The organism is Streptomyces sp. NPDC004629 (assembly GCF_042873595.1).
Taxonomy (GTDB): domain Bacteria; phylum Actinomycetota; class Actinomycetes; order Streptomycetales; family Streptomycetaceae; genus Streptomyces.
This window is the reverse complement of sequence record NZ_JBIALO010000039.1, coordinates 14,687-40,230: the sequence shown is the minus strand read 5'-3', so window position 1 is coordinate 40,230 and position 25,544 is coordinate 14,687. Positions and strand designations below refer to the sequence as shown.

The following is a 25,544-nucleotide window of genomic DNA, read 5'->3' as shown; positions in this document are numbered from 1 at the left end:
GCCTGGTCAGAATGTTCGGATCACTGTGCGCCGAACAATTCCAGGAGTTCCGTCCTGCAGAACATCCGGGCGGTGTCGACGGCCGACGGAGTACCCGCGGCGGGATCGGCACCGCCGTCCAGAAGGGCTCTGATCACTTCCGGTTCGTCCTTGAAGACGGCGCCGGCGAGCGGGGTCTGGCCCCGGTCGTTGGCCCGGTCCGCGTCGGCGCCCCGGGCGAGCAGGGCGCGCACCGCTTCGGCGTGGCCGTGGTAGGCGGCGAGCATCACGAGCGTGTCGCCGCGGTCGTTGGTGAGGTTGGCCGGAACACCCGCGTCCAGGTACGCCACCAGCGCCTCGGTCCGCCCCTGCCGGGCCAGATCGAAGATCTTGGTCGCCAGCTCCACGACGTCGGGGTCGGGGGCTTCACTCATCGGCCGGACCGCCTCTCCTGCACTTCGGGCCTTTGGGGAACTGACAGAGCCTACGGCAGCGGGGTGAACCCGGGCCGTACGGGTGAATCGCCAGCGTACTGGCTGGCCGGGGCACATGGCCGGATGCGCCCGAGGTAAAGATCATCGCGAGTCCCACCGGCCACGGGAGCCACGTCCGCCGACCCGGTGAACCCTGCCCGACCGGGCCAAGACGGCTCCGCCACCTGGGGGAAGTCCCCCCTATTTCACCCATTTGCACCTTTTATCGTATAGATACATGCTGTGATGCTGGAAGTACTCACGGTGACTGTCCCCCCTCGACACCAGGAGACCGCAAATGATTCTCTCCATGTCAGGCGTCGTCCTGCTCGGCATCATCGTCTTCCTTTTCTTCCGCAAGGACGGCCTCAAGGCGTCGCACGCCGTGGTCTCGTCCCTGTTCGGCTTCTACCTCGCCAGCACGGCCATCGCCCCGAGCATCAAGGCGGGCGGCGAGAGCCTGGCGAGCCTCCTCGGCGGTATCAAGTTCTGACGCCGACCGTCCCGCCCGCACGCACCGTCAGGAGAAAGCAGTGGCCCGGCGCCCCCTCCCCCGCATTCTGAGCAACGGCAGCGCGCAGATCGCCAGGAGCCGGGAGCTGGCCCGGACGGCGGCCGACAGCGCCACCGACGTCCTCCACCCGCTGATCACCGTCTCGCGCGGGCTGGGCCGGCTGGCCGCGGCCGGGCGGCGCAAGTGGGCGGACACACCCAAGGACAAACGCGGGCCGCTGCTGTTTCTGGCGGCCTCGGTGGTCCTGGTCGTGGCGCTCGCCCCGTACGGACCGCTGCTGGCCGCCATCGCGCTGATGGCGGCGGCGGCCTGGCACGGCCGGGACCGCGCCCCGGCCGAGCCCGAGGGTCCCGACGAGTCCCAGATGCAGCGCCTGCGGTCGCTGTACGAGTCCCTGGTGCCCTACTTCTCGGCCCCCGAGGACCCGGCGCCGCTCTTCGACCACGGCGGGGACTGGGAGAAGGCCTTCCCCCAGTACGACTTCGACGACACGGGGCGCGTGGCCCACCTGGTGATCCGCTACCCGGCCTACTTCCCCGACGGCGAGGCCGGGGCCCGCGCCCGGATCGAGCAGCTGCTCGCCGCCAAGGCCGGGCGTGGCCGCGAGTACCACTTCGCGTGGGACGAGGAGGCCAACCAGCTCACGGTCGGCGTCCTCGCGCCGCTGCCCACCGACATCGCCGCCCAGCGCTTCGTCACCGCGCCGGGCGAGACGGTGCTCGGCTTCACCGACCCATCCGAGGTGCAACGCACGCTCCCGCTCGGCTACGGCGGCGAGCAGCGCGACGTCCCGCCGGTGGTGTGGCGCACCGGGATCCGCTCGACCGAGCCGCATCTGCTGGTGATGGGCCGGCCCGGCAGCGGGACTTCGACGCTGCTGCGGTCCGTCGCCCTCCAGGCGCTCCAGTACGGCGATGTGCTGATCGTCGAGGGCGGCGGCACCGGCGAGTACGCCTGCCTCACCGGCCGGGCCGGTGTCCTCGGCGTGGAGTGCGGGCTCACCGGGGCGCTGGCGAGCTTGGAGTGGGCCGCGCATGAGACGGAGCGGCGGCTCATCGCGGCCAACCGGGCCCGGCAGGCCGGGCATCCGCCGCCGGACGACACCAGGCGGCCGCTGTGGATCCTGCTGGACCGGCCGGGCGCCCTCACCCACCTGGCCGCCGCGGAGGGCCGCAAAGATCCGCAGTCCCTGCTCCAGGTGCCGCTGCGGCACGGCCGGGCGGCCCAGGTGACGGTGGTCGTCGCGGAGGGCTTCGACAACGCGGACGTCCTCGGCGACGCGGTACGCCAGCACACGCGCGCGCGTGTCGTGCTCGGGCCCGTGACGCCGGAGCAGTCGGCGGCGGTTCTCGGCGTGCCGCCGCACACGACGGCTCCGGCCCAGGTGCCGCCGGGGCGCGGCTACGCCCGGCTGGGCGACGGCCCCGTGCTGCGGTTGCAGGTCCCCGCGACGCCGGACCCGTACGACGACGCCACGAGCGAGGCCGACCGGCAGGCGGTGCTGGCGCTGCTCCCTGCGCGCACCACACCCGCGACCGCGGAACCGACCGAACCGCAGCCACCGACGACGGCGACGGAGCCGGCCCCGGCGGAACCGCAGCCACAGACGACAGCGACAGAGCCGACCCCGGCGGAAACAGCCTCGGTGGAAACGGTCCCGGTGAAGACCGTCCCGGTGGAGGCGGTCCCGGTGCGGACGTTCGCGGTTGAAGTGGTCCCGGTGAAGACGTACTCGGCAGAAGCCGTCCCGTTGAAGACGGTCCCGGTGGAAGCGGTCTCCGTGAAGACGGTCCCCGGGGAGAAAGGCCCGACGCAGAAAGGCCCGACGGAAAAAGTCCCCTCGGACAGGACCGAGATGGAGAAGGTCCGGACGGAGAAGGTCCCGGCGGAGACGGTCCAGGTAGAGACGGTCCCGGCGGAGACGGTGCCCGCGAAGACGTCCCTCGCCAAGGCCCTCGCGGCGGACGCCGTCGCCGCGGAGAGCGCCACCTGAGCGACCGAACCGCCCCGCCGCGCCGACACCGGGCCAGACGGACCGCCCCGTCCACGCCGCCCGCATCCACCGGCACCGGCCGCGCCCCCGACCTCCTCCCTTCCCACCGCCACCGCCAGGCGAACCGCAACGCCGCGCGGACGCGGAGGCCCGCCGCCACCCGTGCCGCGCCCGCCGACCGGACCCCGTCCGACGAGTCCCCGGCCGGGACGGTCGCTCACTGTTACGCGACGAACGTCCGCGGCGCCTCGGTCCCCGTTACGCGACGAACGTCCGCGGTGCCTCGGTCCCGGTGGTCACGCCCGTCGCGACCAGGTGGGCCGCTGCCGCCAGGCGGGTCGCCGCCTCGTCCGCCACCGCTCCGCCGACCGTGAACGGCAGCCGTACATAGCCCTCGAAGGCGCCGTCGACACCGAAGCGGGGGCCCGAGGGGACCCGGACTCCGACCCGCTCCCCCACCTCCGCGAGCCGCGAACCCGACAGGCCGCCCGCACGCACCCACAGCGTGAGCCCGCCGCGGGGCACCGCGAACTCCCAGCCCGGCAGCTCCCGCCGTACCGCCGCCACCAGGGCGTCCCGGTTCTCCCGGGCCTGGCCCCGGCGCAGTTCTACCGCCTGCTCCCACCCCCCCGTACTGAACAGCCAGTTCACGGCCAGCTGCTCCAGCACGGGGGTGCCGAGGTCGGCGTACGCGCGCGCCGCGACCAGACTGCGGATCACATCGGGGGCGGCGCGCACCCAGCCGATGCGCATCCCCGCCCAGAAGGCCTTGCTGGCCGAGCCGACCGTGATCACCGTCGAGCCGGCCGGGTCGAAGCCGCAGACCGGCCGCGGCATCGTGGCACGGTCGAGGTCCTCGTCCAGCCACAGCTCGCTCATCGTCTCGTCGGCGACGAGCACGGTGCCCGCCGAGCGGGCCGCGTCCACCAGCCGGCGCCGCTGGTCGTCGTCGGCGAGCGCGCCGGTGGGGTTGTGGAAGTCGGCGACGACATAGGCGAGCCGGGGCGCCGCCTCGCGCAGCACCTGGCGCCAGCGGTCCAGGTCCCAGCCGGAAAGCCCCTCGGCCATCGCGACGGGGACCAGCCGGGCACCCGCTTCCCGCATCAGCTGGAGGATGTTGGCGTACGACGGCGACTCCACCGCGATGCGCTCGCCACGCCCCGCGAAGAGGTGGCAGATGGCGTCGATCGCGCCCATCGCACCGGTCGTGACCATGATCTGCTCGGGCATGGTCGCGATCCCGCGCGCGGTGTAGCGCTCGGCGATCATCGCGCGCAGGGCCGGGAGCCCGGCCGGGTAGTCGCCATGGGTGTGGGCGTACGGGGGCAGTTCCTCCAGGGCGCCCTGGACGGCACGGGTGAGCCATGGCTCCGGCGCGGGCAGGGCCGCGCAGCCGAGGTCGATCATCGAGCCCAGCGCCTCGGGCGGGAGCGGTTCGAGGCCGCGCGCGGGCAGCGGGTTCCCGGCCGGTACGGCGGTCCAACTGCCCGCTCCGCGCCGGGACTCCAGGAATCCCTCGGTGCGCAGCGCCTCGTAGGCGGCGGCGACCGTGGTGCGGCTCACGGACAGCGCCAGCGCGAGTTCGCGTTCGGCGGGCAGTCGCGCGGCCACCGGCACCCTCCCCTCCAGGACCAGCAGCCGGACGCCGTCGGCGAGCGCCCGGTAGGCGGGCGGACGGCGGGTGCCGGGCCCGGCCGGGCGGTTCTGCTGGGGGGTGAGCAGCCGGGCGAGTTGCGCGGCACCCACCGCCGAGGTCCACTGCGCCATGGTGATCGGTCCACCTTCCTCGAATTGGCCCTGGATGATGTTTCTTTCCCTGCCACAGAGTGTCATGAGTCAGGCCACCGACACCACCAGGGGTGCCTCTTGTCCACTCAGGACCGTCTCGGGCGACGGTTGATCCAGCTGTACGCCGGGCTCGCGCTGTACGGCGCGAGTGCGGCGCTCCTCGTCGAGGCGGGACTGGGCCTGGAGCCGTGGGGCGTGCTGCACCAGGGCCTCGCCCGGCTCACCGGGCTGACCATCGGTGTGGTGTCGATCGCCGTGGGCGCCGCGGTGCTGCTGCTGTGGATCCCGCTGCGCCAGCGGCCGGGCCTCGGCACGGTCTCCAACGTCTTCGTCGTCGGCCTCGCCATGGACGGCACGCTCGCCCTCGTCCCCGACGCGCACGCGTTCGCCGCGCGGATCCCGCTGCTGGTCGCGGGCGTCGTGCTCAACGGAGTGGCGACCGGCCTCTACATAGCGGCGCGTTTCGGTCCGGGCCCGCGGGACGGCCTGATGACGGGGCTGCACCGGCGCACCGGCCGCTCGATCCGGCTGATGCGCACGGCGATCGAGATCGCCGTTGTCGTCACCGGCTTCGCGCTCGGCGGCACCATCGGCGTGGGCACCGTGCTGTACGCGGTGTCCATCGGCCCGCTGGCGCAGCTCTTCCTGCGGGTGTTCGCCGTCCCGTCGGCATCCCGCCGCAGCACGGCCGTTGCCACCGGGTCACCCGAACGGGTGATACTGCGTCCGTGAGCACCGCGACACGCCACCCGTACCTCGACCATCCCGGCCCGATCCCGTTCGCCCACCGGGGCGGCGCCGCCGACGGCCTGGAGAACACCGTGGCGCAGTTCCGGCGCGCGGTCGGCCTCGGCTATCGCTACATCGAGACCGATGTGCATCTCACGGCGGACGGGAGGCTCGTCGCCTTCCACGACGACACCCTCGACCGGGTCACCGACGGAGCGGGCCGGATCGCCGACCTCCCGTGGTCGCGGGTGCGGCAGGCGCGGGTGGCGGGCAAAGAGCCGGTGCCGCTCTTCGAGGAGTTGCTGGAGACGTTCCCCGAGGTGCGCTGGAACGTCGACCTCAAGACGGAGCCGACGCTGCGGCCGTTCCTCGACCTGGTCGAGCGCACGGGCTCCTGGGACCGGGTCTGCGCCGGCTCGTTCTCCGAGGCGCGGGTGCTGCGCGCCCAGCGGCTCGCCGGGCCGCGGCTCGCCACGTCGTTCGGCACCCGGGGTGTGCTCGGCCTTCGGTTGCGCTCCTGGGGACTGCCCGCCGCCGTGCGCAGGTCCGCGGTCGCCGCCCAGGTCCCGGGGTCCCAGTCGGGCGTCCCCGTGGTCGACCATCGCTTCGTGCGCGCCGCCCACGCGCTCGGGCTGCAGGTGCACGTCTGGACGATCAACGAACCGGATCGGATGCACCGGCTCCTCGACCTCGGAGTCGATGGCATCATGACCGATCACATCGACACGCTGCGCAACGTCATGCAGGACCGCGGCGTCTGGGCCTGAACCCCGGTCCCGGCGGATCGCGCACGGCGCTTCGGGCGGCACCTCCAGCGGAAAGGCGAGGGCACGGGTGGGCACTGAGACCGTGCGGGCGGGGGCGGACGACGTCGCCGACAGGCGGCGCGAGCAGCGCGGCTGGTACTTCTACGACTGGGCGTGCTCGGTCTATTCGACGAGCGTGGTCACCGTCTTCCTCGGCCCGTACCTGACGTCGGTCGCGAAGTCGGCGGCGGACGCCGACGGCTTCGTGCACCCGCTCGGGATACCCGTGCGGGCAGGGTCCTTCTTCGCCTACTCGGTGTCCCTGTCCGTGGTCCTCGCGGTCGTGGTCATGCCCCTGGTGGGCGGCCTGGCCGACCGCACCGGCCGCAAGAAGCACCTGCTCGGGGTGGCCGCCTACACGGGTGCCGGGGCGACGACGGCCCTGTTCTTCCTGGACGGGGACCGCTATCTGCTCGGCGGGGTGCTGCTGGTCGTCGCGAACGCCGCGCAGTCCGTGGCGATGATGCTCTACAACTCCTATCTGCCGCAGATCGCCCCGCCCGAGGAGCGCGACGCGGTCTCCTCGCGCGGCTGGGCCTTCGGTTACGCGGCCGGCGCCCTGGTGCTGGTCGGCAACCTGGTCCTCTACTCGGCCCACGACTCCTTCGGTCTCTCCGAGACGGCCGCGGTACGGATCTGCCTGGCCTCGGCCGGCCTGTGGTGGGGTGCCTTCGCGCTGGTGCCGCTGCGCCGGCTGCGGGACCGCAGGTCCACGGCCGCCCCCGTCGCGGCCCCGGGGCTGCGGCAGCTGGCGGCGACCGTCCGCGACATGCGCCGACACCCGCTGACGCTGGCCTTCCTGCTGGCGTACCTCGTCTACAACGACGGCATCCAGACGGTGATCTCGCAGGCATCGGTGTACGGCTCCGAGGAACTGGGGCTCGGCCAGTCCACGCTCATCGTGGCGGTGCTCCTGGTGCAGGTGCTGGCCGTCGCGGGGGCCCTGGCGATGGGGCGGCTGGCCAGGATCTACGGCGCGCAGCGCACGATCCTCGGGTCGCTCGTCGCCTGGACGCTCACGCTGGCGGCCGGGTACCTCCTGCCCGCCGGGGTGCCGGTGGGGTTCTTCGTGCTGGCCGCCGGGATCGGGCTGGTGCTCGGCGGCAGCCAGGCGCTGTCCCGGTCGCTGTTCTCGCACCTCGTCCCGCCGGGCAAGGAGGCCGAGTACTTCGCGGCCTACGAGGTGAGCGACCGCGGCATGAGCTGGCTCGGTCCGCTGCTGTTCGGTCTCACCTACCAGCTGACGGGCAGCTACCGCTCGGCGATCATCTCGCTGGTGGCCTTCTTCGTCATCGGGTTCGCGCTGCTCGCGCGGGTGCCGGTGCGGCGGGCGATCAGCGCGGCGGGCAACCCCGTCCCCGAGAAGATTTAGCGCCGATTTAGCGCCCGAGGCGAAAGGGCGGTAGTGTACGCGTTTGGCCTGCCAGGCGTACCGTTACTGCGCGTCAAAGCTGCTGAAACGCTGGGTGACATCTGCTAGCAGATGTGACAAACCGGGCGCCGGTGGGTAGAACAAGGGGCGGCTACGACGGCGACGCATGACCCGGAACGGGACTCGGAACGGGAATCTTTACCGCCGACCGGACGTTGACCGGATGACGACGACAGCGACACCTGTCCTGTGGGCGACAAGCCCGGGAGGCACGATTCATGAGTGAGCGAGCTCTTCGCGGTACGCGCCTCGTGGTGACCAGCTACGAGACGGACCGCGGCATCGACCTGGCTCCGCGCCAGGCCGTGGAGTACGCATGCGAGAAGGGGCACCGCTTCGAGATGCCCTTCTCGGTCGAGGCGGAGATCCCGCCGGAGTGGGAGTGCAAGGTCTGCGGTGCCCAGGCGCTCCTGGTGGACGGTGACGGCCCGGAGGAGAAGAAGGCCAAGCCGGCGCGCACGCACTGGGACATGCTGATGGAGCGGCGCACCCGTGAGGAACTGGAAGAGGTCCTTGAGGAGCGCCTGGCAGTGCTGCGCTCCGGGGCGATGAACATCGCGGTTCATCCCCGGGACAGCCGCAAGTCCGCCTAGCGGGCGGCCGGAACACCAACAACGCACGTGCATCACCGCGGGCGCCGTACGTGATCGAGACGTACGGCGCCCGCGGTTGTGCGTGACCCCGGGTTGTGCGTGACCCCTGTGCGGCGCGGGCCGCACGCCCCTCAGCGGGTCAGGGGCGGGCGCGGCTCGCGTGCCGCGTCACCCGGCCCGTCCGCGTCCTCCCTGATGACCTCACCCTGGACGACCTTGCCGTCGGGGCGGTGAATGCGGGCCTGCTGGAAGGCGTCGCCGAGGGAGCCGGGGGCCGACCGGGAGAGCCTGCGCTCGAAGGCCCGCTCCGCATACCGGCTCACGGCCTTCTGCACCGGCGGGATCAGCAGCAGCAGGCCCGCCGCGTCCGAGATCAGTCCCGGCATCATCAGGAGCAGCCCGCCGAGCATCATCAGGCCGTTGCCGCCGCCGCGCTCCGGGGGGACACCGCGCTGCAACGCCTCGTTCAGAGACCGGAAGGCGCGCCGACCCGCCCGCTTGATGACCACCGAGCCGACCACGACACCGGCCACCAGAAGCAGGAACACCGTGAGGCCGCCCGCAAAGCCGGCGACCTGGGTCAGCAGCCAGATCTCCAGCACGAGCCAGACGGCGATGCCCAGCGGCAGATACCGGCGCGGCCGGGAGCGCCGGGGCCGGGCGGCGGGGTGCGGAGGGGTCGGAGCGCCAGTCGTCATGCTCCCAGTGTGCCTGGGTCCGGCTCAGTGCGGGATAAGGAGGACGATCAACGCTCCTGGGGCGGCTTGCCCTTGCCCGCGATCTTGCCGACCCGTTCGCCCACGCCCCACGCGGTGACCCGCCACAGCGCCTCCACGAGGATGTCGCGGCTCATCTTGGAGTCGCCCAGTTCCCGTTCGACGAAGGTGATGGGCACCTCGACGACGTGGAAGCCCGCCTTGACGGCGCGGCGGGCGAGGTCGACCTGGAAGCAGTAGCCCTGGGAGGCGACCTCGCCAAGACCGAGGCCCTCCAGGGTCTCGCGGCGGAAGGCGCGGTAGCCTCCGGTGATGTCCCGCAGGGGCAGGTCGAGGGCGAGGCGCGAGTAGAGGCTGCCGCCGCGGGAGATGACCTCCCGGCTCCTGGGCCAGTTCACCACCCGGCCGCCGGGCACCCAGCGGGAGCCGAGCACCAGGTCGGCGCCCTTGAGCGCGGTCAGCAGGCGGGGCAGTTCCTCGGGCTGGTGGGAGCCGTCGGCGTCCATCTCGATGAGCACGCCGTAGCCGTGTTCCAGGCCCCAGCGGAAACCCGCGAGGTAGGCGGCGCCCAGGCCCTCCTTGCCCTTGCGGTGCAGCACCCGGACGTGGTCGTCCTGCGCGGCCAGTTCGTCGGCGAGCTTGCCCGTGCCGTCGGGGCTGTTGTCGTCCGCCACCAGCACGTGCGCCTCGGGGACGGCCGTGCGTACCCGGCCGACGATCGCCTTGATGTTCTCCGCCTCGTTGTAGGTCGGGATGATCACCAAGGCCGTACCGAGCGGGCCGAAGTGCCTCGCCCCGGCCCGTGCCGCTGGGGTCCCGTCGCCGTCGTTCACTGCTGCCCCTTCATGTCGTGCGCAGGCGTCCACCATAGTGGCCGCCGCCTGCGGTGACGTGACGCCTCGTGCGTATGGCGGTGTCGATTCCGCAAGAGCGGGGTAAGAGTGCGCGCCCCGCGCGGGTGCCCCGCTGCGGATGGGGGCCCGGTGCCCTTCGGGCCGACCTGGCACCCGCTGGCTGCGGGTCGACCGAAAGCCGTTGTCTACTGAGCGTCCGGGCCCCACCCGGGTCGCACCTCCCCGACCGGCCGGAACGTTCCCTCGTCGGCGCGGGCGCTGAGCCTGGTTCCCAGCGACGGTGCCCCGGTGCGGCACACCGTCCCTGACCCAGCGGCGCTGCGACGCCTGCGCGGAAGCTCCCCGGTCGGGCGTCCGGTGGTGGACTCGGCCGAACCTACCGGCCCTCGGCCGCAGCCTGTCAACAGCCCTTTGACCTGCACCGATACCGGCCTGCTCGGGGGCGGTACGGAGGATGCGCAGGTCGCGCGACGCAGGGGCGGGCGGGCCGCGTCGGCCCGCCGCCCCCGGAGATCACTCGGCCGGGCGTACGTACACCGTCCGGCCGCCCACCACGGTGCGCAGACAGACCGGCAGGTCACGGCCGGGGGTCAGGTCGGGCAGGCCGGGGGTGCCCGAGCGGGGGTCGGTCGACCAGCGCGCGACGCGGTCGTCGGGGGCCTGGACGACGAGCGCGTCGGTGCGCCACACCGCGTAGTCGGCGGGCGCCCCGGGCACCAGGACGCCCGCGTCGTCCCGGCCGACGGCCCGCCAGCCGCCGCGCGTGTGCGCGGTGAACGCGGCGCGCACGGAGATCCGGTGCTCGGGCGTGCGGTGGAAGGCCGCCGCGCGGACCGTGCCCCAGGGGTCGAGGGGGGTGACGGGGCTGTCGGAGCCGAGGGCGAGCGGGACACCCGCACGCAGCAGGGCCGCGAACGGGTTGAGCGCACGGGCCCGCCGCGGGCCGAGCCGCCGCGCGTACATGCCGTCCTCGCCGCCCCACAGGGCGTCGAAGGCGGGCTGGACGGAGGCGGTCAGGCCCAGTTCGGCGAAGGCGGCGATGGTCTGCGGGGTGAGCAGTTCGGCGTGTTCCACCCGGTGCCGGGCGGCGCGGACCCGGGTGAGGCCGACCTTGTCGGCGGCGGCCCGCACGCCCTCGACCACGGCCGTCACGGCGGCGTCCCCGATGGCGTGGAAGCCCGCCTGGAGTTCCGCCTCGGTGCAGGCGATCACATGCGCGGTGACCGCGGCGGCGTCGAGGTAGGCGGCGCCGGTGTGGTCGGCGTCGGCGTAGGGCTGGTGCAGGCAGGCGGTGTGGGAGCCGAGGGCGCCGTCCACGAACAGGTCGCCGGCGGCGCCGAGCGCGCCGAGTTCCCGGGCCTTCGCGACGCCCTCGTCGGCCTGTTCTGCCCAGTAGCCGACGATGCGCGGGCCGGGCTCGCGCGCGGCGAGCCGCAGCAGGTCGGTGAAGTCGTCCTCGGAGGAGATCCGCGGGCCGCCGCACTCGTGGAGGGTGCCGATGCCGAGGGAGGCGGCCCGCGCGAGGGCGGCCCGCTGGGCCTCGGCCCGCTGGGCGGGGGTCACGGCCGCGAACGCGGCGGCCCGCACGGCGTGGTGGTCGTCGCCGGTCAGCGGCGTGTCCTCGCGCGTGACGGCGCCGGGCAGGAGGTCCAGCAGGGCGGTGGTCACGACGGCCGAGTGGACGTCGATGCGGGACAGGTACAGCGGGCGTCCGCCGGTGGCCGCGTCCAGTTCCGGGCGGGTCGGTGGCCGGCCGCCGGGCCAGCGGGCCGCGTCCCAGCCGTGCCCGAGCAGCACCCGGTCGCCGGGGCGGGCGGCGGCGAAGTCCCGTACGAGGTCCAGCGCGGCCTCGCGGGTGCCGGCGGCGGACAGGTCGAGGCCGGTGAGGGCGAGGCCGGTGGCGGTGGTGTGCACATGGGCGTCGGTGAAGGCGGGGGTGACCAGGGCGCCGTCCAGGTCGACCACCTCGTCGACGCCGTCCGCGAAGGCGTCGGCGGCGCCCTCGGAACCGACCCAGGCGACCTGGCCGCGCTCCACCACCATGGCGGTCGCGAAGGGGTCGGCGGGGCTGTGCACTTCTCCGCGGCGCAGGAGAACGGTCTTCGGGTCGGCGGGGCGCTCGTTCATGCCCGCCAGTCTCTCGCGCACCACCGGCTCGACGGCACCCGGGGCGGCGCCGGGGCGCGCCGACGGGGGTGCGCCGATCTTCGCGCGCCGGGCGCGGGGAGCGGGGCGGTTCAGATCCTCGGCGGCCGGGCCTCGTAGGGCGTCGACAGCACCACCGTCGTACGGGTGGACACGCCCGCCAACGTGCGCAGCCGGGCCAGCAGTTCCTCCAGTTCGTGCGGTGTGGCCACGCGCACCTTGAGAATGTAGTTCTCGTCGCCGGCGACGCTGTGGCATGCCTCGATCTCGGGGACGCCGGCGAGGCGGTCCGCGATGTCGTCGGGCGCGCTGGGGTCGAACGGTTTCACGGAGATGAAGGCCGTCATGGGCAGCCCGACGGCCTCGGGGTCGACGACCGCTGCGTAGCCGCGGATGACACCGCGCTGTTCCAGTCGGCGCACCCGCTGGTGCACGGCCGACGTGGACAGGCCCGTGGCCTTGCCCAGGTCGGTGTAGCTCATCCGCCCGTCCTTGACGAGCAGCTGCACGATCTGACGGTCCAGCTCCTCCATGGCGCCAAAACCTACAGTGCGCTTGATCTGCTCGGATACCCGGGCAACCCAGGTCATAGCCGGTTTGTGATGTCCCCGGGAGCCGAGCGGGGGTCCATGGAGGGACAAATGCGCCGCACCGGGCACCTGCGCACGGCATGTGACGAACGCCACACTCACCGGACGGGCTCCGTGATGGTCTCGTGATTACCGCCGAGAGCGGACGGGAAGTGCTTGCTGTGGTCGAGGCCGCAGCGCCTTCACGGCCCAGCCCGAGGGGGAGAATCCCATGCAGAGTCTTAAGCGCCCCGGTCGTACCGCGTCCAAGCGGCAGCAGCCGGCGCTCACGGTCGAGCCGCAGCCGGAGGGCGTCGAATCCGACGCCTACGACAGTGACGAACTCGACGCCTACGACACCTTCGAGATGTACCGGGTGATCTGCCCGGACTGCGCGCAGCCCATCGCCCTGCTGGCGGACGAGGACGTGCTGCCGGAGCACGCGCTGTGCGCCTCGCCGTGGAACCCGTTCGGCCTCACCGTGTGCGCGGGCACCGGCCGTTCGGCCGCCGAGGCCCGCTCCGCCGACGAGTCGTTCGAACCCCAGGAGCAGGACACCGCGCTTCTGCTCACGCTGCCCCAGGGTCTGAACTGGCGCACGCAGCCCTTCTCGCACGTCGGCGGCCCGGGCTCGCGCCCGATGCGCGTGCCGACGATGCGCGGCCAGGCCGCCTGAGCCGCCTCGCCCGGTCCGGACCACCGCCCTGCACCATGGCGCACAGGCTGTCGTGGTGCAGGATCGATGCGCCCGGCCCCGCCGGCACAGCGGCTTCCCCGAAGGCCATGGACGACGTTTCCGATGCGCGCGTTCTCCCATGACCACACGTCGGGCTCCGCGGCCACGGCCCGGCCGGTCGAACGGGCCCTGATCGGCGGTGCGCGGGGCGGTTGTGTCGAACAGCCCGGCGCGGCGAGCGCGCGGGGCGGGGACGTCCCACCGCACGCAGTGCCCACCACCGGCAGCGCGAACCGGGCCTCGGCCACCGGGATGTGGTCATGGTGGCGCCGGGCGGCCTGGTGCGTGGCCGGGCGGGAGCCGGCGGGTGGGCCGGGACGGGGCGCCCCGGTGCAGGGGTGGCCGCCGAGGGGTGCGCAGCAGCGCCGGGCGTGGTCCGCGCCCGTATGCACCGAGATCGACCCCGCGTCAGGCATTCGGGTGAGGAGGGGACCGCGGACGGACGCGGTTGAACTCACAGTCGAATGCGGCGCCCGGTGACCCGGGTGGCCGCGGCGGCGTTGCCCAGGCATGTCCCGCACGCAATCGACAGCCGGCCGGCCGCGCCGGCTCTTCGTCCACCGGACCGCGGAATCGGTTCTCCCGCCCCAGCCCCAGGACCCGCCCATCTACCGCGATCTGCTGCGCGCCTGGGCCGACCGGGGCCGCACCCTGCCGGGCCGCGACGACCCGGAGTGGGTGCGGCTGGCGGCCCTGCCGGCTGCGCCGGGCCGGATCAGTGAGTCTCGGGCCCCGCGAGGTGGCGGGCGATGACCATCCGCTGGATCTGGTTGGTGCCCTCGACGATCTGCAGGACCTTGGCCTCGCGCATGTAGCGCTCCACCGGGAAGTCGGCGGTGTAGCCGTACCCGCCGAGGACCTGGACGGCGTCGGTGGTCACCCGCATCGCGGTGTCGGTGCAGTGCAGCTTGGCCATGGCCGCCTGCTTGGCGAACGGGCGCCCCGCGTCGCGCAGCCGGGCGGCGGTCAGGTACAGCGCCCGGCCCGCCTCGATCTGGGTGGCCATGTCGGCGAGCAGGAAGCGCAGGCCCTGGAAGTCGGAGATCGGCCGCCCGAACTGCCTGCGGCCGGTGGCGTAGCCGACGGCCTCGTCGAGCGCCGCCTGGGCCAGGCCGATCGCGCAGGCCGCGATGCCGAGTCGCCCCGAGTCGAGCGCGGACAGCGCGATGCCGAAGCCCTGGCCCTCCTCGCCGATGCGCCGTTCGTCGGGCACCCGCACGCCGTCGAAGTGGACCTGCGCGGTGGGCGAGCCCTTCAGGCCCATCTTCTTCTCCGGCGCCGCCGCGCTCAGGCCCTCGGCGTCGCCGGGCACCAGGAACGCGGTGATCCCGCGGGGGCCGTCCTCGCCGGTGCGGGCCATCACGGTGTAGAAGTCGGCGATGCCGCCGTGGGTGATCCAGGCCTTCGTGCCGGTGATCACCCAGTCGCCGTCCTCGCCGCGCACCGCCTTGGTGCGCAGCGAGGCGGCGTCCGAGCCGGAGGACGGCTCGGAGAGGCAGTAGGCGCCGAGCAGCCCGCCGCCGAGCATGGCGGGCAGGTGCTCGGCCCGCTGCTCCTTGGTGCCGTGGGCGGCGAGCGCGAAGGAGGCCAGGGTGTGCACGCTGACCCCGAGGCCGACGGTGAGCCGGGCCGCTGCCAGCTCCTCCAGGACCTGGAGGTAGACCTCGTACGGCTGGTCACCGCCGCCGTGCTCCGAGTCGTAGGGCAGGCCGAGCAGGCCGGACTCGGAGAGCAGGGTGAAGACCTCACGCGGGAAGCGTCCGGCTTCCTCTTCCTCGGCCGCCCGCGGGGCGATCTCGCGGTGCGCTATCTCGCGGACGAGCGAGATCAGGTCCCTGGCCTCGGCCGTGGGCAGCTGACGCTCCACCGGCTGAGGGGCGCGGTCGGACATGTCGACGGTCTCCTCCCTGTGTCGGGCGCACCGGCGGACATGCGCCTTGGGTGGGGCGGCGCCGCCTGGTCTTCTCCGGTTCCGGCCGAGGTGCGCGCTCCCGGGTCGCGGAAGCGGCTGACCAGCGGCTCTGCGCTGTGAGTATGCCCGATCGGCACCCTCCAGTCACCAGTTAACGACCGCTTACTTCAAGAAACGTCCCGGCGGCTTCGGCCCCCCGAAATTGGTCCGAACCATTGACCCGAGTGGTCTAGTCCTCCTAACCTCTCGGATCAACGCTTGACCGCGTTCATGCCAATCGGCACGCGTTCCCCTCTCCCCCACGAGGAGACACACCGATGCACACGTCCCACCGTCCCCGCCGTCCCCTGCGGGCGCTGCTGTCCGCCGCGTGTTGCGCCGTCCTCGGCGCCGGGCTGCTGGCCGGAGCGAGCACCGCCACGGCCGCCTCCCCCACCGCGCCCAGGGCGGCCGCGGCCGGCTCCAAGGTCGTCGGCTACTTCACCGAATGGGGCACCTACGACCGCAAGTACTACGTCAAGAACATCGACACCTCCGGCTCGGCCGCCAAGCTGACCCACATCAACTACGCCTTCGGCAACGTCACCGGCGGCAAGTGCGCGATGGGCGACTCCTACGCCGCGACCGACCGCACCTACACCGCCGCCGAGTCCGTCGACGGCGTCGCGGACACCTGGGACCAGCCGCTGAGCGGCAACTTCAACCAGCTGCTCAAGCTGAAGAAGAAGCACCCGAACCTGAAGATCCTGTGGTCCTTCGGCGGCTGGACCTGGTCCGGCGGCTTCGGCGAGGCCGCGAAGAACCCCGCCGCGTTCGCCCAGTCCTGCTACGACCTGGTGAAGAACTCCAAGTGGGCGGGCGTCTTCGACGGCATCGACATCGACTGGGAGTACCCGAACGCCTGTGGCCTGAGCTGCGACACCAGCGGCCGGGACGCCTACCGGAACCTCATGGCGGCGCTGCGCGCGAAGTTCGGCTCCAGCAGCCTGGTGACCTCGGCGATCACCGCCGACGCCACGAGCGGCGGCAGGATCGACGCGGCGGACTACGCGGGCGCCGCGCAGTACGTCGACTGGTACAACCCGATGACGTACGACTTCTTCGGCGCCTGGGACGCGGCCGGCCCGACGGCCCCGCACTCGCCGCTGACCTCCTACTCCGGCATCCCGAAGGCCGACTTCCACACCTCGGCGACCATCACGAAGCTGACCGGCCTCGGCATTCCGGCCGACAAGCTGCTGCTCGGCATCGGCTTCTACGGCCGCGGCTGGACCGGCGTCACCCAGGCCGCCCCGGGCGGCACGGCCACCGGCCCGGCGGCGGGGACCTATGAACAGGGCATCGACGACTACAAGGTGCTCAAGACCAAGTGCCCGGCTACCGGCACGGTGGGCGGCACCGCGTACGCCAAGTGCGGCAACGACTGGTGGAGTTATGACACCCCGTCGACCATCGCCTCGAAGATGACGTACAAGAACCAGCAGGGCCTGGGCGGCACCTTCCTCTGGGAGCTGAGCGGGGACACCTCGAACGGCGAACTGATCAAGGCCGTCGACTAGACCCGGCGCGGCCGGGCGGGCGGGGCGGGGGCCGAAAGGCTCGCGTCCCGCCTCAGCCGTCGCGGCGGGCCGGCGGGGGCGCCGGATAGGACGGGTCCAGCTCCTCGATGGCGCGCAGGGCCCCGCCGAGCGTCTTCACCAGCAACTGGCACATGATGTCGCGGGGCAGTTCGGGGCGGGCGATCCAGTCGAGGGCGGCGCCCTCGACACTGCACACCCAGGCGAGCAGCCCCATCCGGGCCAGTGGCGCGATGTCCCCGCGGCCGTACGCGCCCTGCGCGATGGTCGTGACGATCGCCTCGCGCACGCCGTCCCGGATGGCATGCACCTCGGCGTCGAAACCGACGCCGCCGCTGACGATGGTGCGGTAGGCCGCCTGATGGTGCTCGGCGTAGCGCAGATAGCTGTCGATGGTGCGGTGCACGCGGTCCGCGGCCGGCAGTTCCAGGCCGCTCGCGGCGTAGCCGACCAGGTGCGCGACGGAGTCCTCGATGATCGCCAGGTAGTAGCCGCGCTTCGACCGGAAGTAGTAGTAGATCAGCCCCTTGGCGACATGTGCCTGCCGGGCGATGTCGTCCATGGAGAGCGCGTCATAAGAAGTGTCTGCGAACAACTTCCGCCCGATGGCGATGAGTTCGGCACGACGCGCCAGCGAGCGCTCGGTGCCGCGCGCCCGCGGCCGGGTGACGGCGGGCTGTTGGTCGATAGGCAATTCGGACCCTGGTCTCAACAGGCTGCGGGACATCCGCAGTATGTCAGAACGTCACAGCAGCCCCAGTTGGGTCACGAGCATCGCCAGGACCGCGACCAGGGTCCAGCCCAGGACGTGTTCGACGATCTTCGGGCCGTCGTCGCGGGGGCCGCCCGTGCGGGTGCGGGCGGCGGCTGAGTGTGCGGTCATGGCGTCTCACTGGGGTCGGCTGTGCTGGGTGGACTCCCCCCACCGTGCCGTCCACCATGCCACCGCCCACGGCCCGTGCGGCGGAGAGGTTGGTCACAGGCGGCACGGCCCCCGCGCCCCGGGGGCCGTGCCGCCTGTCTCAGCACACGCCCACCGCCGCGAGCGCCCTGCGCTGGCGCGGCGTCGGACGGACCGGGAAGAAGAGGTAGCACACGCCGCCGGTGCCCGAGACCACCGCGCCACCGGCGTTGTACCGCTTGGTCCTGAGCCAGATGTTCTCCCACTCCCGCCGGAGGTAGACGCGGCGCACCGCCTCATTGCTCGGCGAAGCCGGGTCGTTGGCGATCACATCGCCCTCGGCGGTGAAGCCGATCACGGTCATCAGATGCCCCGAGGTGCCGTACCCGGCGCCGGTCAGCTCGGTCTTGAGGAACGACTGGGACGTTATGGCCGGGATGCCCGCCGCGATCAGCCGCTCCAGGTCGGTGAGCGAGCCGAGCCGGGTGACCACGCCCTGAAGCCCCCGGAACGTGGCCGCGTAGGCGGCGTTGAACGGCCAGTTGCCGCAGCCCCGGTACTGGTGGTCGTAGGTGTGGCGGGCGGCGTGGTCCACCTGCGGGTCGGCGTAACTCGGGTCGACCCAGGACAGTTGCTCGGGGGTGAGCCGGCCGCCCCAGTACTCGATGATCATCTGCGAGGAGGTGGGGCTGCACCAGGCCTCGCCCCCGTTGTCGTACTCGGGGTACTGGCCCACGTGCACCTCCTGCGAGTACCGCGGGACGATCAGCTCCCTGGCGACGCGGGGCGGGGCGGCCGGGACGGTGAAGCGGTCGGGGATGTCGGAGCCCATCGCGCCGAGCCGCCAGACGGTGGGGGTCAGCTGCGTGCCGGGCCTGCGCAGCAGAGTGAGCCGCAGCCGGTAGGACACCAGACGCAGGCCGGTGGAGGCGTCGTCGACGGCGAAGGTGTCCGTCCAGATGCTGCTCCTGCCGTCGGACTGGCCGTCCACGGAGGTCCGTTTGATGTCCTGGTCCCCGGCCGCCCAGCGGCCCATCACATACCAGGGCGTGTCCGTGCCGTCGGAGTACGTCCCGCGCAGCTCGATCTGGATCCAGGTGCCGTCCGGGGTGCGCGCGTTCCAGGAGGCGATGGCCTCGGTGGCCGGGACGCAGAGGCGATGGACCGGGGAGGTCCAGGTGGCGTACTCCCAGGCGGCGGTGGTGCCGGTGTGCGGGTCCGTGTAGTCGGTGGTGCCCGCGGGGGCGCCGATCACCACGCCGGGGCGGACCCCCGCGACGGCCACGACGCCCTCGGCGACGCCGGAACGCCAGTCGCGGTACGTGGTCCAGGCGCGGTTGTCGACGGGTCGGTCGGGACCCGGTTCGTCGGCGTCGGAGACGGTCGCGGCGCCCGCCGGCCCGGTGCCGGTGACGACCGCGCCGGAGGTCACCGCGGCGGCGACCGCGGCGGCCAGGACGGTTCTGCGGGACGGCTGTTCGGCTCTGCTCATGGGCGGAACTACCCCCAGGTGTCCGAGTCGGGACGGGTCCGGTCCACGGCGGTCCGGCCCCGGGCGGTGCCGCCCGTCGGCTCGATCGCCGTGCGGTTGTGCGCCAACTATGGATCAGGCGGCATGCCCCTGCCAGCTCTTCGGCCCTTGCCACGCCCATGATTATTGGTCTCGTCCACTGGCACGGCCGCCGGAGCGGCCCGGCGGGGGCGCCGCACGCCCCGGCGGGGGCGTCCCTAGGATGATTCCGGATAATCTCCCTCTCTCTCGCCCCCGGAGGAACCGTCATTCGCGAACTCGCCGCCCGGTTGCGCGGCCTCGCGCCGTCCTGCGGTCCGGTCCGGCTGATCGGCGTCGACGGCCACGCCGGCTCGGGAAAGTCCACGTTCGCGGGGGCGTTGGCCGCCGCGCTGGGCGGGGCGCCGGTGCTGCACCTGGACGACATCGCCAGCCACGACGAGTTGTTCGGCTGGACCGGGCGGCTGCTGACCCAGGTGATCGAGCCGCTGGCCCGGGGCGAGAGCGCGGCATACGCACCCTACGACTGGCGGGCCCGCTCCTTCGGCCCGCCCCGCGCGCTGCCGGCCGCGTCCGTCGTCCTCGTCGAGGGCGTCGGGGCCGGCCGCCGCGCGCTGCGGCCGTATCTGGCGCGCCTGCTGTGGATGGAGTTGGCTCGCGAGGTCTCCTGGGCCCGTGGCCGCCGGCGGGACGGGAGCGAGCAGCGGGAGTTCTGGGCCCGCTGGGTCGGGGCGGAGCGCCGGCACTTCGCCGAAGACCCCTCGCGCCCCCATGCCGACCTGCTGGTGCTCCAGTCACAGAAGGGGTACGAGGTGCTGCCGGGGCCCGCCGCGACCCGCGGATCCACACCGAACGTCACGCACGGTGATGGACCATCCGCTATGTGCTGAATCTGTGAAGGCCCTTGCATGAGAACTTCTTCGAGTGCTTCAACTCCGCTTGACCCGGGGGCCGTACAGGACTTACGTTCTCAATGTGCGGCCACTCGGAGCCGCCCACAGACGCGAAGCCCCCGGTTGTTCCCCCGTGACCGGGGGCTTCGTTCTGCCCGCATGCCCCCTCCGGACGCCCAACGCGGCGATCCGATCACCCTCGGTCACCGCGCCGTGTGCGCCCCATCTGCTCCCACCTCGTCAAACGGGCCGTGCGACACCCTTCGGCGCGCACCCGACGCGCGGGTACGATGCCCCTGGTGCGACCTACGAACGGCTGCTTCGCGCACCTGCAACTCCGGTCCGCGGCACAGCGGTTCGACCAAAGGCAGCCGCCGGGCAGCCGCCCGGCGGTGAACCAACGGGGGCACGGTTTGTGGGGGACGTGATGGACTTCGGCACGCGGGGCCCCGAGGCCCCGGCCGACCTCGCCTGGCTGCGAGGCGTGGACGCCTACACCGTGGGCGCCTATCCGCAGGCGGAGGAGGAGTTCCGCACCGCGGTGCGGATGGATCCCGCGATGGCGGACGCCTGGCTCGGGCTGCACGCGCTGCGCGTGGACACGACGACCGCGCTGCTGCGGATGTTCCGGCACCGTGACCGGTTCGGGGAACAGCGCTCCCGGCACCGCCGCAGCCTCAACTCCTGGTACTGGCTGGGCTGGTGGGTGCAGCCGGTGCTGGAGAGCCCGCGCGACCTGCTGCTCGCGCACTCCTCGCACTGGCTCGACGGCCGCCATGTGCCGGAGCTGGACCGGGCGCTGGCCGGGCTGCCGCCCGTGGACACCGACCCGCAGGTCCGCTTTCTGCACGCCTGCCGCGCGTATCTCGTCAAGGACTGGGATCAGCTCGTCCGGCACACCGACCCGCTGCTCGACGACGCCCTGCTCGGCATCGAGGCGGGCCTGTTCGGCGGCATGGCCCGGGTCCGCCTGGAGATGTACGGCCAGGCCGAACCGCTGCTGTCGGCGGCCCTGATGCGCTGCCGCAGCGAGCAGCCGCAGCGCAAGGAGCTGCGCTACTGGCTGGCCCGCGCCCACGAGGGCACGGGCCGCAGCGCCGCCGCCCTCCCCCTGTACCGGGCCGTGCACCGGGTCGACCCCGCCTTCATGGACACCTCGGCCCGGCTCGCCGCGATCGCCGAGGGCGACGGGTACGACGGATACGACGACGCCGCGGACCTCGCGGCGATCATGCTCGCCGGAGCCGGCCAGGACAGCGTGGACGGCCCGGACGTGCTCGACCCCCTCTTCGGCAGCGAGGGCCGCGACCTGCGGCTGCCCGAGCCCGACCTGCCGCCGGCCGGCCCGCTGCCGTCGGTGACCGATCCGGCGGTGCGCGCGAAGACGGGCGTGCCGTCGCCGCCGCTGCCCACGGGGCCCACCGATCCCGCCCTGCTGGAGGAGGCGCTTGCCGAACTGGAGCGCATGGTCGGGCTGGAACCGGTGAAACGCCAGGTCAAGGCGTTGTCGGCGCAGTTGAACATGGCACGGCTGCGGGCCGGCCAGGGGTTGCCGGTCCAGCCGCCGAAACGCCACTTCGTCTTCTCCGGACCCTCGGGCACCGGCAAGACCACCGTCGCCCGGATCCTCGGCCGTGTCTTCTACGCCCTCGGGCTGCTCGGCGGCGACCACCTCGTGGAGGCGCAGCGGGCCGACCTGGTCGGCGAGTACCTGGGGCAGACGGCCGTGAAGGCCAACGAGCTGATCGACTCCGCGATCGGCGGCGTGCTGTTCGTGGACGAGGCCTACTCGCTGTCCAACTCCGGCTACGGCAAGGGCGACGCCTACGGCGACGAGGCCCTGCAGGTGCTGCTCAAGCGGGCGGAGGACAACCGGGATCACCTGGTGGTGATCCTGGCCGGCTATCCCGAGGGCATGGACCGGCTGCTGGCCGCCAACCCCGGGCTGTCCTCCCGCTTCACCACCCGCGTCGACTTCCCCTCGTACCGGCCGCTCGAACTCACCGCGATCGGCGAGGTGCTGGCCGCGGAGAACGGGGACGCGTGGGACGAGGAGGCGCTGGAGGAGCTGCGGTCGATCGCCGGGCACGTGGTCGACCAGGGGTGGCTCGACGAGCTGGGCAACGGACGGTTCCTGCGCACCCTGTACGAGAAGAGCTGCGCCTACCGGGATCTGCGGCTGTCGGGATACCCCGGTGCGCTGTCCCGGGACGACCTCGCGACACTGCGGCTGCCCGACCTGATGCAGGCGTACGGGGAGGTGCTGTCGGGGCGCGGGCCGCAGGATCCGTCGGCCATGTGACCCACGCCTCCCGCGGCCCGGCGCGGGCCCGGCTCAGCCGGCCAGCGCCTCCTCCGGTTCCCCGCTCACCTGCGGCTCCGTGACCTTCGGCCCGGCGGCCTGCCGGTGCGCGGGATCGCGTACCTCGCCGACCAGCAGTTCCAGTACGTCCTCCAGCGCGACCAGGCCGAGGATCCGGCCGGACGCGTCGGCCACCTGCGCCAGGTGGGTGGCGGCCCGCCGCATCACCGTGAGCGCGTCGTCCAGCGGCAGTTCGGCCCTGAGCGTGGTCATCGGACGCCACACCTGCTGGGGCACGGCCCGCTCGGAGTCCTCCAGGTCAAGTACGTCCTTCACGTGCAGATAGCCCATGAAGGCGCCGGTCTCCGCGGCGACCGGGAAGCGGGAGAAGCCGGTCCGCGCGGTGAGCCGGACGATCTGCCCGGGCGTGACCGACGGGGGCACCGTCACCAGCGACTCACGCTTGAGGAGTACGTCGGTGACCGGGCGCGAGCCCAGTTCCAGCGCGTCCTCCAGGCGCTCCTGCTCCTCGGGGCCGAGCAGCCCGGCCTGACCGGAGTCCTCCACCAGCCGGCCCAGCTGCACGCTGGTGAAGACGGCCTCGACCTCGTCCTTGGGCTCGACGCGGAACAGCCGCAGGATGGACTGGGCGCAGGCGCCGAGCGCCACGGTGATCGGCCGGCACAGCCGGGCGAAGGCGACCAGACCAGGGCTGAGCCACAGCGCGGCCTTCTCCGGCGCCGCCATCGCCAGGTTCTTCGGCACCATCTCGCCGATCACCAGGTGGCAGAAGACCACCGCGGCGAGGGCGATGACATAGCCGAGCGGGTGGATCATGCCGTGCGGCAGATGGATCCATTCGAAGACCGGCTCCAGTAGATGCGCCACCGTCGGCTCGGCGACCGCGCCCAGGGTCAGCGAGCAGACCGTGATGCCGAACTGGGCGGCGGCCATCATCTGCGGCAGGTGCTCCAGGCCGTACAGCACCTGGCGGGCCCGCGCGCTGCCGAGCGGTTCGATCTGGCTGCGGCGCACGGAGACCAGCGCGAACTCGGCGCCCACGAAGAAGCCGTTGGCGAGCACCAGCAGCGCGGCGAAGACGAGTTGCAGCAGGCTCATCGGACCGCCTCCGGGACCGCGGCCACGGTGGCGGTGCGCACCAGCCGGACCCGTTCCGCCCGGTAGTGGCCGACCTGGCGCACCGACAGCCGCCAGCCGGGCAGCTCGGCCCGGTCGCCCGGTGCCGGGATGCGGCCGAGCAGATCGGCGACCAGGCCCGCGACGGTCTCGTACGGCCCCTCGGGCACGTCGAGACCTATCCGCCGCAGGACGTCGACGCGGCAACTGCCGTCCGCGTCCCAGGCGGGCCTGCCGTCCTCGGGCGGCGCCACGGCGAGTTCGGGAAGATCCTGGCCGTCGTGCTCGTCGCGGACCTCGCCGACGAGTTCCTCGACGATGTCCTCCAGGGTCACCACCCCCGCCGTGCCGCCGTACTCGTCGACGACGACCGCGATGGGCTGCTCGCTGCGCAGCCGGGCGAGCAGCGGCTGCACGGGCAGGGTCTCCGGTACCAGCAGCGCCTTGTGGGCGATCCGGCCGACCGGGGTGCGCAGCCGCTCGTGCGCCGGGACCGCCAGGGCGTCCTTGAGGTGGGCCATGCCGACGATCTCGTCGATCTTCTCCCGGTAGACGGGGAAGCGGGACAGCCCGGTGGCCCGGGTGAGGTTGACGACGTCCTCGGCGGTGGCCGAGGACTGGAGTGCGCTGACCTTCACCCGCGGGGTCATGACGTGCTGCGCGGTCAGCTCACCCAGCGACAGGGTGCGCACGAACAGGTCCGCCGTGTCCTGTTCCAGGGCTCCCGCCCGGGCGGAGTGCCGGGCCAGCGAGACCAGCTCGCCGGGGGTGCGGGCGGAGGCCAGTTCCTCGGCGGGTTCGACGCCGAGGGCGCGCACCAGCCGGTTGGCGACCGCGTTGAGCGCAGCGATCACCGGGCGGAACAGGCGGGCGAACCGGTGCTGCGGACCCGCGACGAACCGCGCGACCTGCAACGGCCTGGACACCGCCCAGTTCTTCGGTACGAGTTCGCCGATCACCATCTGGATCGCGGAGGCGAGCAGCATGCCCACGACCACGGCGACGCCGGGGACGGCGCCGTCGGGGATGCCGGTCGCGGTGACCGGGCCGCTCAGCAGCTCGGCGAGGGCCGGTTCGGCGAGCATGCCGACCACCAGGGAGGTGATGGTGATGCCGAGCTGGGTGCCGGAAAGTTGGAAGGACAGCTCCCTCAGCGACTCGACGACCGTGCGGGCGCGCCGGTCGCCCTCGGCCGCGGCCTTCTCGGCGTCCGGTCGCTCGACCGTCACCAGGCCGAACTCGGCCGCGACGAAGAAGCCGTTGGCGAGGATCAGCAGGAATGCGGCTGCGAGGAGCAGCAGGGGGGTGGTCATGATGCCGCCGCCTCCGCGGTATGTCGGGAGGGGGCGGCGCAGGTACTACAGGACGATCCGTCCATCGCCGGAGAGGGTCACTCCTCGGGTAGCAGGAACCCCTGTGCACCGGGCGGCGCAGCAGGGGCGGAGGCACAACGGGAACGCCTCCGCCCACCAGATTAATCAAGACAGCGGCCACCGCGGCAGGGTGGACGGCCCGAAGTCAGCTCCGATGTCGGTCCGGGCCCTGTCCGGCGCGGTCCTCGGCGAGCGCCCGCAGGGCGCTCGCGTCGGCGATGGCGCGCTGTTTGGCGATGCCCGGCTGGATGCCGAGCGCGGGCAGGCTGGTGCCGTCGCTGAGGTCGAGGAAGACCCAGGGGTCGCCCGGACGGAGGTTCACCCGGAGGATCTCCGCCCAGTCCAGGCGCCGCCTGCCGACAATGTTGACGACGGTGACGCCGGACTCGTCGGCGACGACCTTCACCCGGGCGAGCTGGGCCAGCACCCAGAAGATCAGCGCCCCGGTCAGCACGAAGCTGAGCCGCTCCCCCGGGCCGAGCTGTTCCAGCGCCAGCGCGACCCCGGTTATCACCAGGAGTATCGCCGCTCCGGCGGTGAGCAGGATCACCCGGGTGAGGTGCGGGCGGAAGGTGATGGGCAGGGTGGGCGGTTCGGGCAGCGCGGACATGC

The 25,544-nt window shown here is 72.8% G+C and carries 23 protein-coding genes; 10 read left to right on the top strand and 13 right to left on the bottom strand.

What is annotated here, in order from left to right:
• Positions 1 to 20: 20 nt before the first annotated feature.
• A complete protein-coding gene (locus ACFYTE_RS37260) occupies positions 21 to 413 on the bottom strand; it encodes an ankyrin repeat domain-containing protein (RefSeq protein WP_388720418.1) in 393 nt (130 codons plus the stop codon).
• A 337-nt stretch (positions 414 to 750) separates the two neighbouring features.
• Here ACFYTE_RS37260 and ACFYTE_RS37255 point away from each other — a divergent pair, with 337 nt between their 5' ends.
• Positions 751 to 945: a hypothetical protein gene (locus ACFYTE_RS37255; RefSeq protein WP_121888451.1), complete on the top strand. Its 195-nt coding sequence runs from the start codon at positions 751 to 753 to the stop codon at positions 943 to 945.
• Positions 946 to 985: 40 nt separating this feature from the next.
• A complete protein-coding gene (locus tag ACFYTE_RS37250) occupies positions 986 to 2,959 on the top strand; it encodes a hypothetical protein (protein WP_388720414.1) in 1,974 nt (657 codons plus the stop codon).
• Positions 2,960 to 3,217: 258 nt separating this feature from the next.
• Here the strand turns inward: ACFYTE_RS37250 and ACFYTE_RS37245 are convergent, their stop codons facing one another.
• Complete coding sequence (locus ACFYTE_RS37245; RefSeq protein ID WP_388720412.1) at positions 3,218 to 4,726, bottom strand: PLP-dependent aminotransferase family protein; 1,509 nt, start codon at positions 4,724 to 4,726, stop codon at positions 3,218 to 3,220.
• 99 nt (positions 4,727 to 4,825) lie between these two features.
• Here ACFYTE_RS37245 and ACFYTE_RS37240 point away from each other — a divergent pair, with 99 nt between their 5' ends.
• The 4 genes from ACFYTE_RS37240 (at position 4,826) to ACFYTE_RS37225 (ending at position 8,307) form a co-directional block, all read left to right on the top strand.
• A complete protein-coding gene (locus tag ACFYTE_RS37240; RefSeq protein ID WP_388720409.1) occupies positions 4,826 to 5,479 on the top strand; it encodes a YitT family protein in 654 nt (217 codons plus the stop codon).
• Positions 5,476 to 6,243: a glycerophosphodiester phosphodiesterase gene (locus ACFYTE_RS37235; RefSeq protein ID WP_388720406.1), complete on the top strand. Its 768-nt coding sequence runs from the start codon at positions 5,476 to 5,478 to the stop codon at positions 6,241 to 6,243. Before ACFYTE_RS37240 ends, ACFYTE_RS37235 begins: the two co-directional genes overlap by 4 nt.
• A gap of 67 nt (positions 6,244 to 6,310) precedes the next feature.
• Positions 6,311 to 7,654 (top strand): MFS transporter, encoded by a 1,344-nt coding sequence (locus ACFYTE_RS37230; protein WP_388720403.1) that lies wholly within the window; start codon positions 6,311 to 6,313, stop codon positions 7,652 to 7,654.
• A gap of 278 nt (positions 7,655 to 7,932) precedes the next feature.
• Positions 7,933 to 8,307 carry an RNA polymerase-binding protein RbpA gene (locus tag ACFYTE_RS37225; protein ID WP_003977404.1) on the top strand — a complete coding sequence of 125 codons (375 nt, stop codon included), beginning with the start codon at positions 7,933 to 7,935 and terminating at the stop codon, positions 8,305 to 8,307.
• 131 nt (positions 8,308 to 8,438) lie between these two features.
• On the opposite strand, the gene fxsA is transcribed toward ACFYTE_RS37225, so the two are convergent.
• The 4 genes from fxsA to ACFYTE_RS37205 form a co-directional block, all read right to left on the bottom strand.
• Positions 8,439 to 9,005: an FxsA family membrane protein gene (gene fxsA / locus ACFYTE_RS37220; RefSeq protein WP_388720399.1), complete on the bottom strand. Its 567-nt coding sequence runs from the start codon at positions 9,003 to 9,005 to the stop codon at positions 8,439 to 8,441.
• Positions 9,006 to 9,052: 47 nt separating this feature from the next.
• A complete protein-coding gene (locus tag ACFYTE_RS37215; RefSeq protein WP_388720396.1) occupies positions 9,053 to 9,856 on the bottom strand; it encodes a polyprenol monophosphomannose synthase in 804 nt (267 codons plus the stop codon).
• 534 nt (positions 9,857 to 10,390) lie between these two features.
• A complete protein-coding gene (locus tag ACFYTE_RS37210) occupies positions 10,391 to 12,004 on the bottom strand; it encodes an amidohydrolase (RefSeq protein WP_388720394.1) in 1,614 nt (537 codons plus the stop codon).
• Between the two features lie 110 nt (positions 12,005 to 12,114).
• The gene (locus ACFYTE_RS37205; protein ID WP_121888443.1) at positions 12,115 to 12,555 is read right to left on the bottom strand and encodes an Lrp/AsnC family transcriptional regulator; all 441 of its coding nucleotides are present in this window, start codon (positions 12,553 to 12,555) and stop codon (positions 12,115 to 12,117) included.
• Positions 12,556 to 12,823: 268 nt separating this feature from the next.
• Here ACFYTE_RS37205 and ACFYTE_RS37200 point away from each other — a divergent pair, with 268 nt between their 5' ends.
• Positions 12,824 to 13,267, top strand: a complete 444-nt coding sequence (locus ACFYTE_RS37200; protein ID WP_388720391.1) for a hypothetical protein — start codon at positions 12,824 to 12,826, stop codon at positions 13,265 to 13,267.
• Between the two features lie 775 nt (positions 13,268 to 14,042).
• On the opposite strand, the gene ACFYTE_RS37195 is transcribed toward ACFYTE_RS37200, so the two are convergent.
• Entirely contained in the window at positions 14,043 to 15,218 is a 1,176-nt protein-coding gene (locus ACFYTE_RS37195) for an acyl-CoA dehydrogenase family protein (RefSeq protein ID WP_388720388.1), read from the bottom strand.
• 338 nt (positions 15,219 to 15,556) lie between these two features.
• Here ACFYTE_RS37195 and ACFYTE_RS37190 point away from each other — a divergent pair, with 338 nt between their 5' ends.
• On the top strand, positions 15,557 to 16,798 hold the full coding sequence (locus ACFYTE_RS37190; protein ID WP_388720385.1) for a glycoside hydrolase family 18 protein: 1,242 nt from the start codon (positions 15,557 to 15,559) through the stop codon (positions 16,796 to 16,798).
• A 52-nt stretch (positions 16,799 to 16,850) separates the two neighbouring features.
• Here the strand turns inward: ACFYTE_RS37190 and ACFYTE_RS37185 are convergent, their stop codons facing one another.
• From ACFYTE_RS37185 to ACFYTE_RS37175, 3 genes are all read right to left on the bottom strand, one after another.
• On the bottom strand, positions 16,851 to 17,510 hold the full coding sequence (locus ACFYTE_RS37185) for a TetR/AcrR family transcriptional regulator (RefSeq protein WP_388720382.1): 660 nt from the start codon (positions 17,508 to 17,510) through the stop codon (positions 16,851 to 16,853).
• Positions 17,511 to 17,561: 51 nt separating this feature from the next.
• Complete coding sequence (locus ACFYTE_RS37180; RefSeq protein WP_388720379.1) at positions 17,562 to 17,699, bottom strand: SCO1431 family membrane protein; 138 nt, start codon at positions 17,697 to 17,699, stop codon at positions 17,562 to 17,564.
• Positions 17,700 to 17,838: 139 nt separating this feature from the next.
• The gene (locus ACFYTE_RS37175) at positions 17,839 to 19,209 is read right to left on the bottom strand and encodes a peptidase C39 family protein (protein WP_388720376.1); all 1,371 of its coding nucleotides are present in this window, start codon (positions 19,207 to 19,209) and stop codon (positions 17,839 to 17,841) included.
• A 308-nt stretch (positions 19,210 to 19,517) separates the two neighbouring features.
• On the opposite strand from ACFYTE_RS37175, the gene ACFYTE_RS37170 reads away from it, so the two are divergent.
• Positions 19,518 to 20,117, top strand: coding sequence for a uridine kinase (locus ACFYTE_RS37170; protein ID WP_388720373.1), 600 nt, complete (start codon positions 19,518 to 19,520; stop codon positions 20,115 to 20,117).
• A gap of 430 nt (positions 20,118 to 20,547) precedes the next feature.
• On the top strand, positions 20,548 to 22,422 hold the full coding sequence (locus tag ACFYTE_RS37165) for an AAA family ATPase (RefSeq protein WP_388720370.1): 1,875 nt from the start codon (positions 20,548 to 20,550) through the stop codon (positions 22,420 to 22,422).
• 33 nt (positions 22,423 to 22,455) lie between these two features.
• Here ACFYTE_RS37165 and ACFYTE_RS37160 read toward each other — a convergent pair whose 3' ends face one another.
• The 3 genes from ACFYTE_RS37160 to ACFYTE_RS37150 form a co-directional block, all read right to left on the bottom strand.
• Complete coding sequence (locus ACFYTE_RS37160) at positions 22,456 to 23,541, bottom strand: hemolysin family protein (protein WP_388720367.1); 1,086 nt, start codon at positions 23,539 to 23,541, stop codon at positions 22,456 to 22,458.
• Positions 23,538 to 24,872 (bottom strand): hemolysin family protein, encoded by a 1,335-nt coding sequence (locus ACFYTE_RS37155; protein WP_388720364.1) that lies wholly within the window; start codon positions 24,870 to 24,872, stop codon positions 23,538 to 23,540. Before ACFYTE_RS37155 ends, ACFYTE_RS37160 begins: the two co-directional genes overlap by 4 nt.
• Before the next feature lie 205 nt (positions 24,873 to 25,077).
• A complete protein-coding gene (locus ACFYTE_RS37150; RefSeq protein ID WP_388720362.1) occupies positions 25,078 to 25,542 on the bottom strand; it encodes a PH domain-containing protein in 465 nt (154 codons plus the stop codon).
• Positions 25,543 to 25,544: the final 2 nt, after the last annotated feature.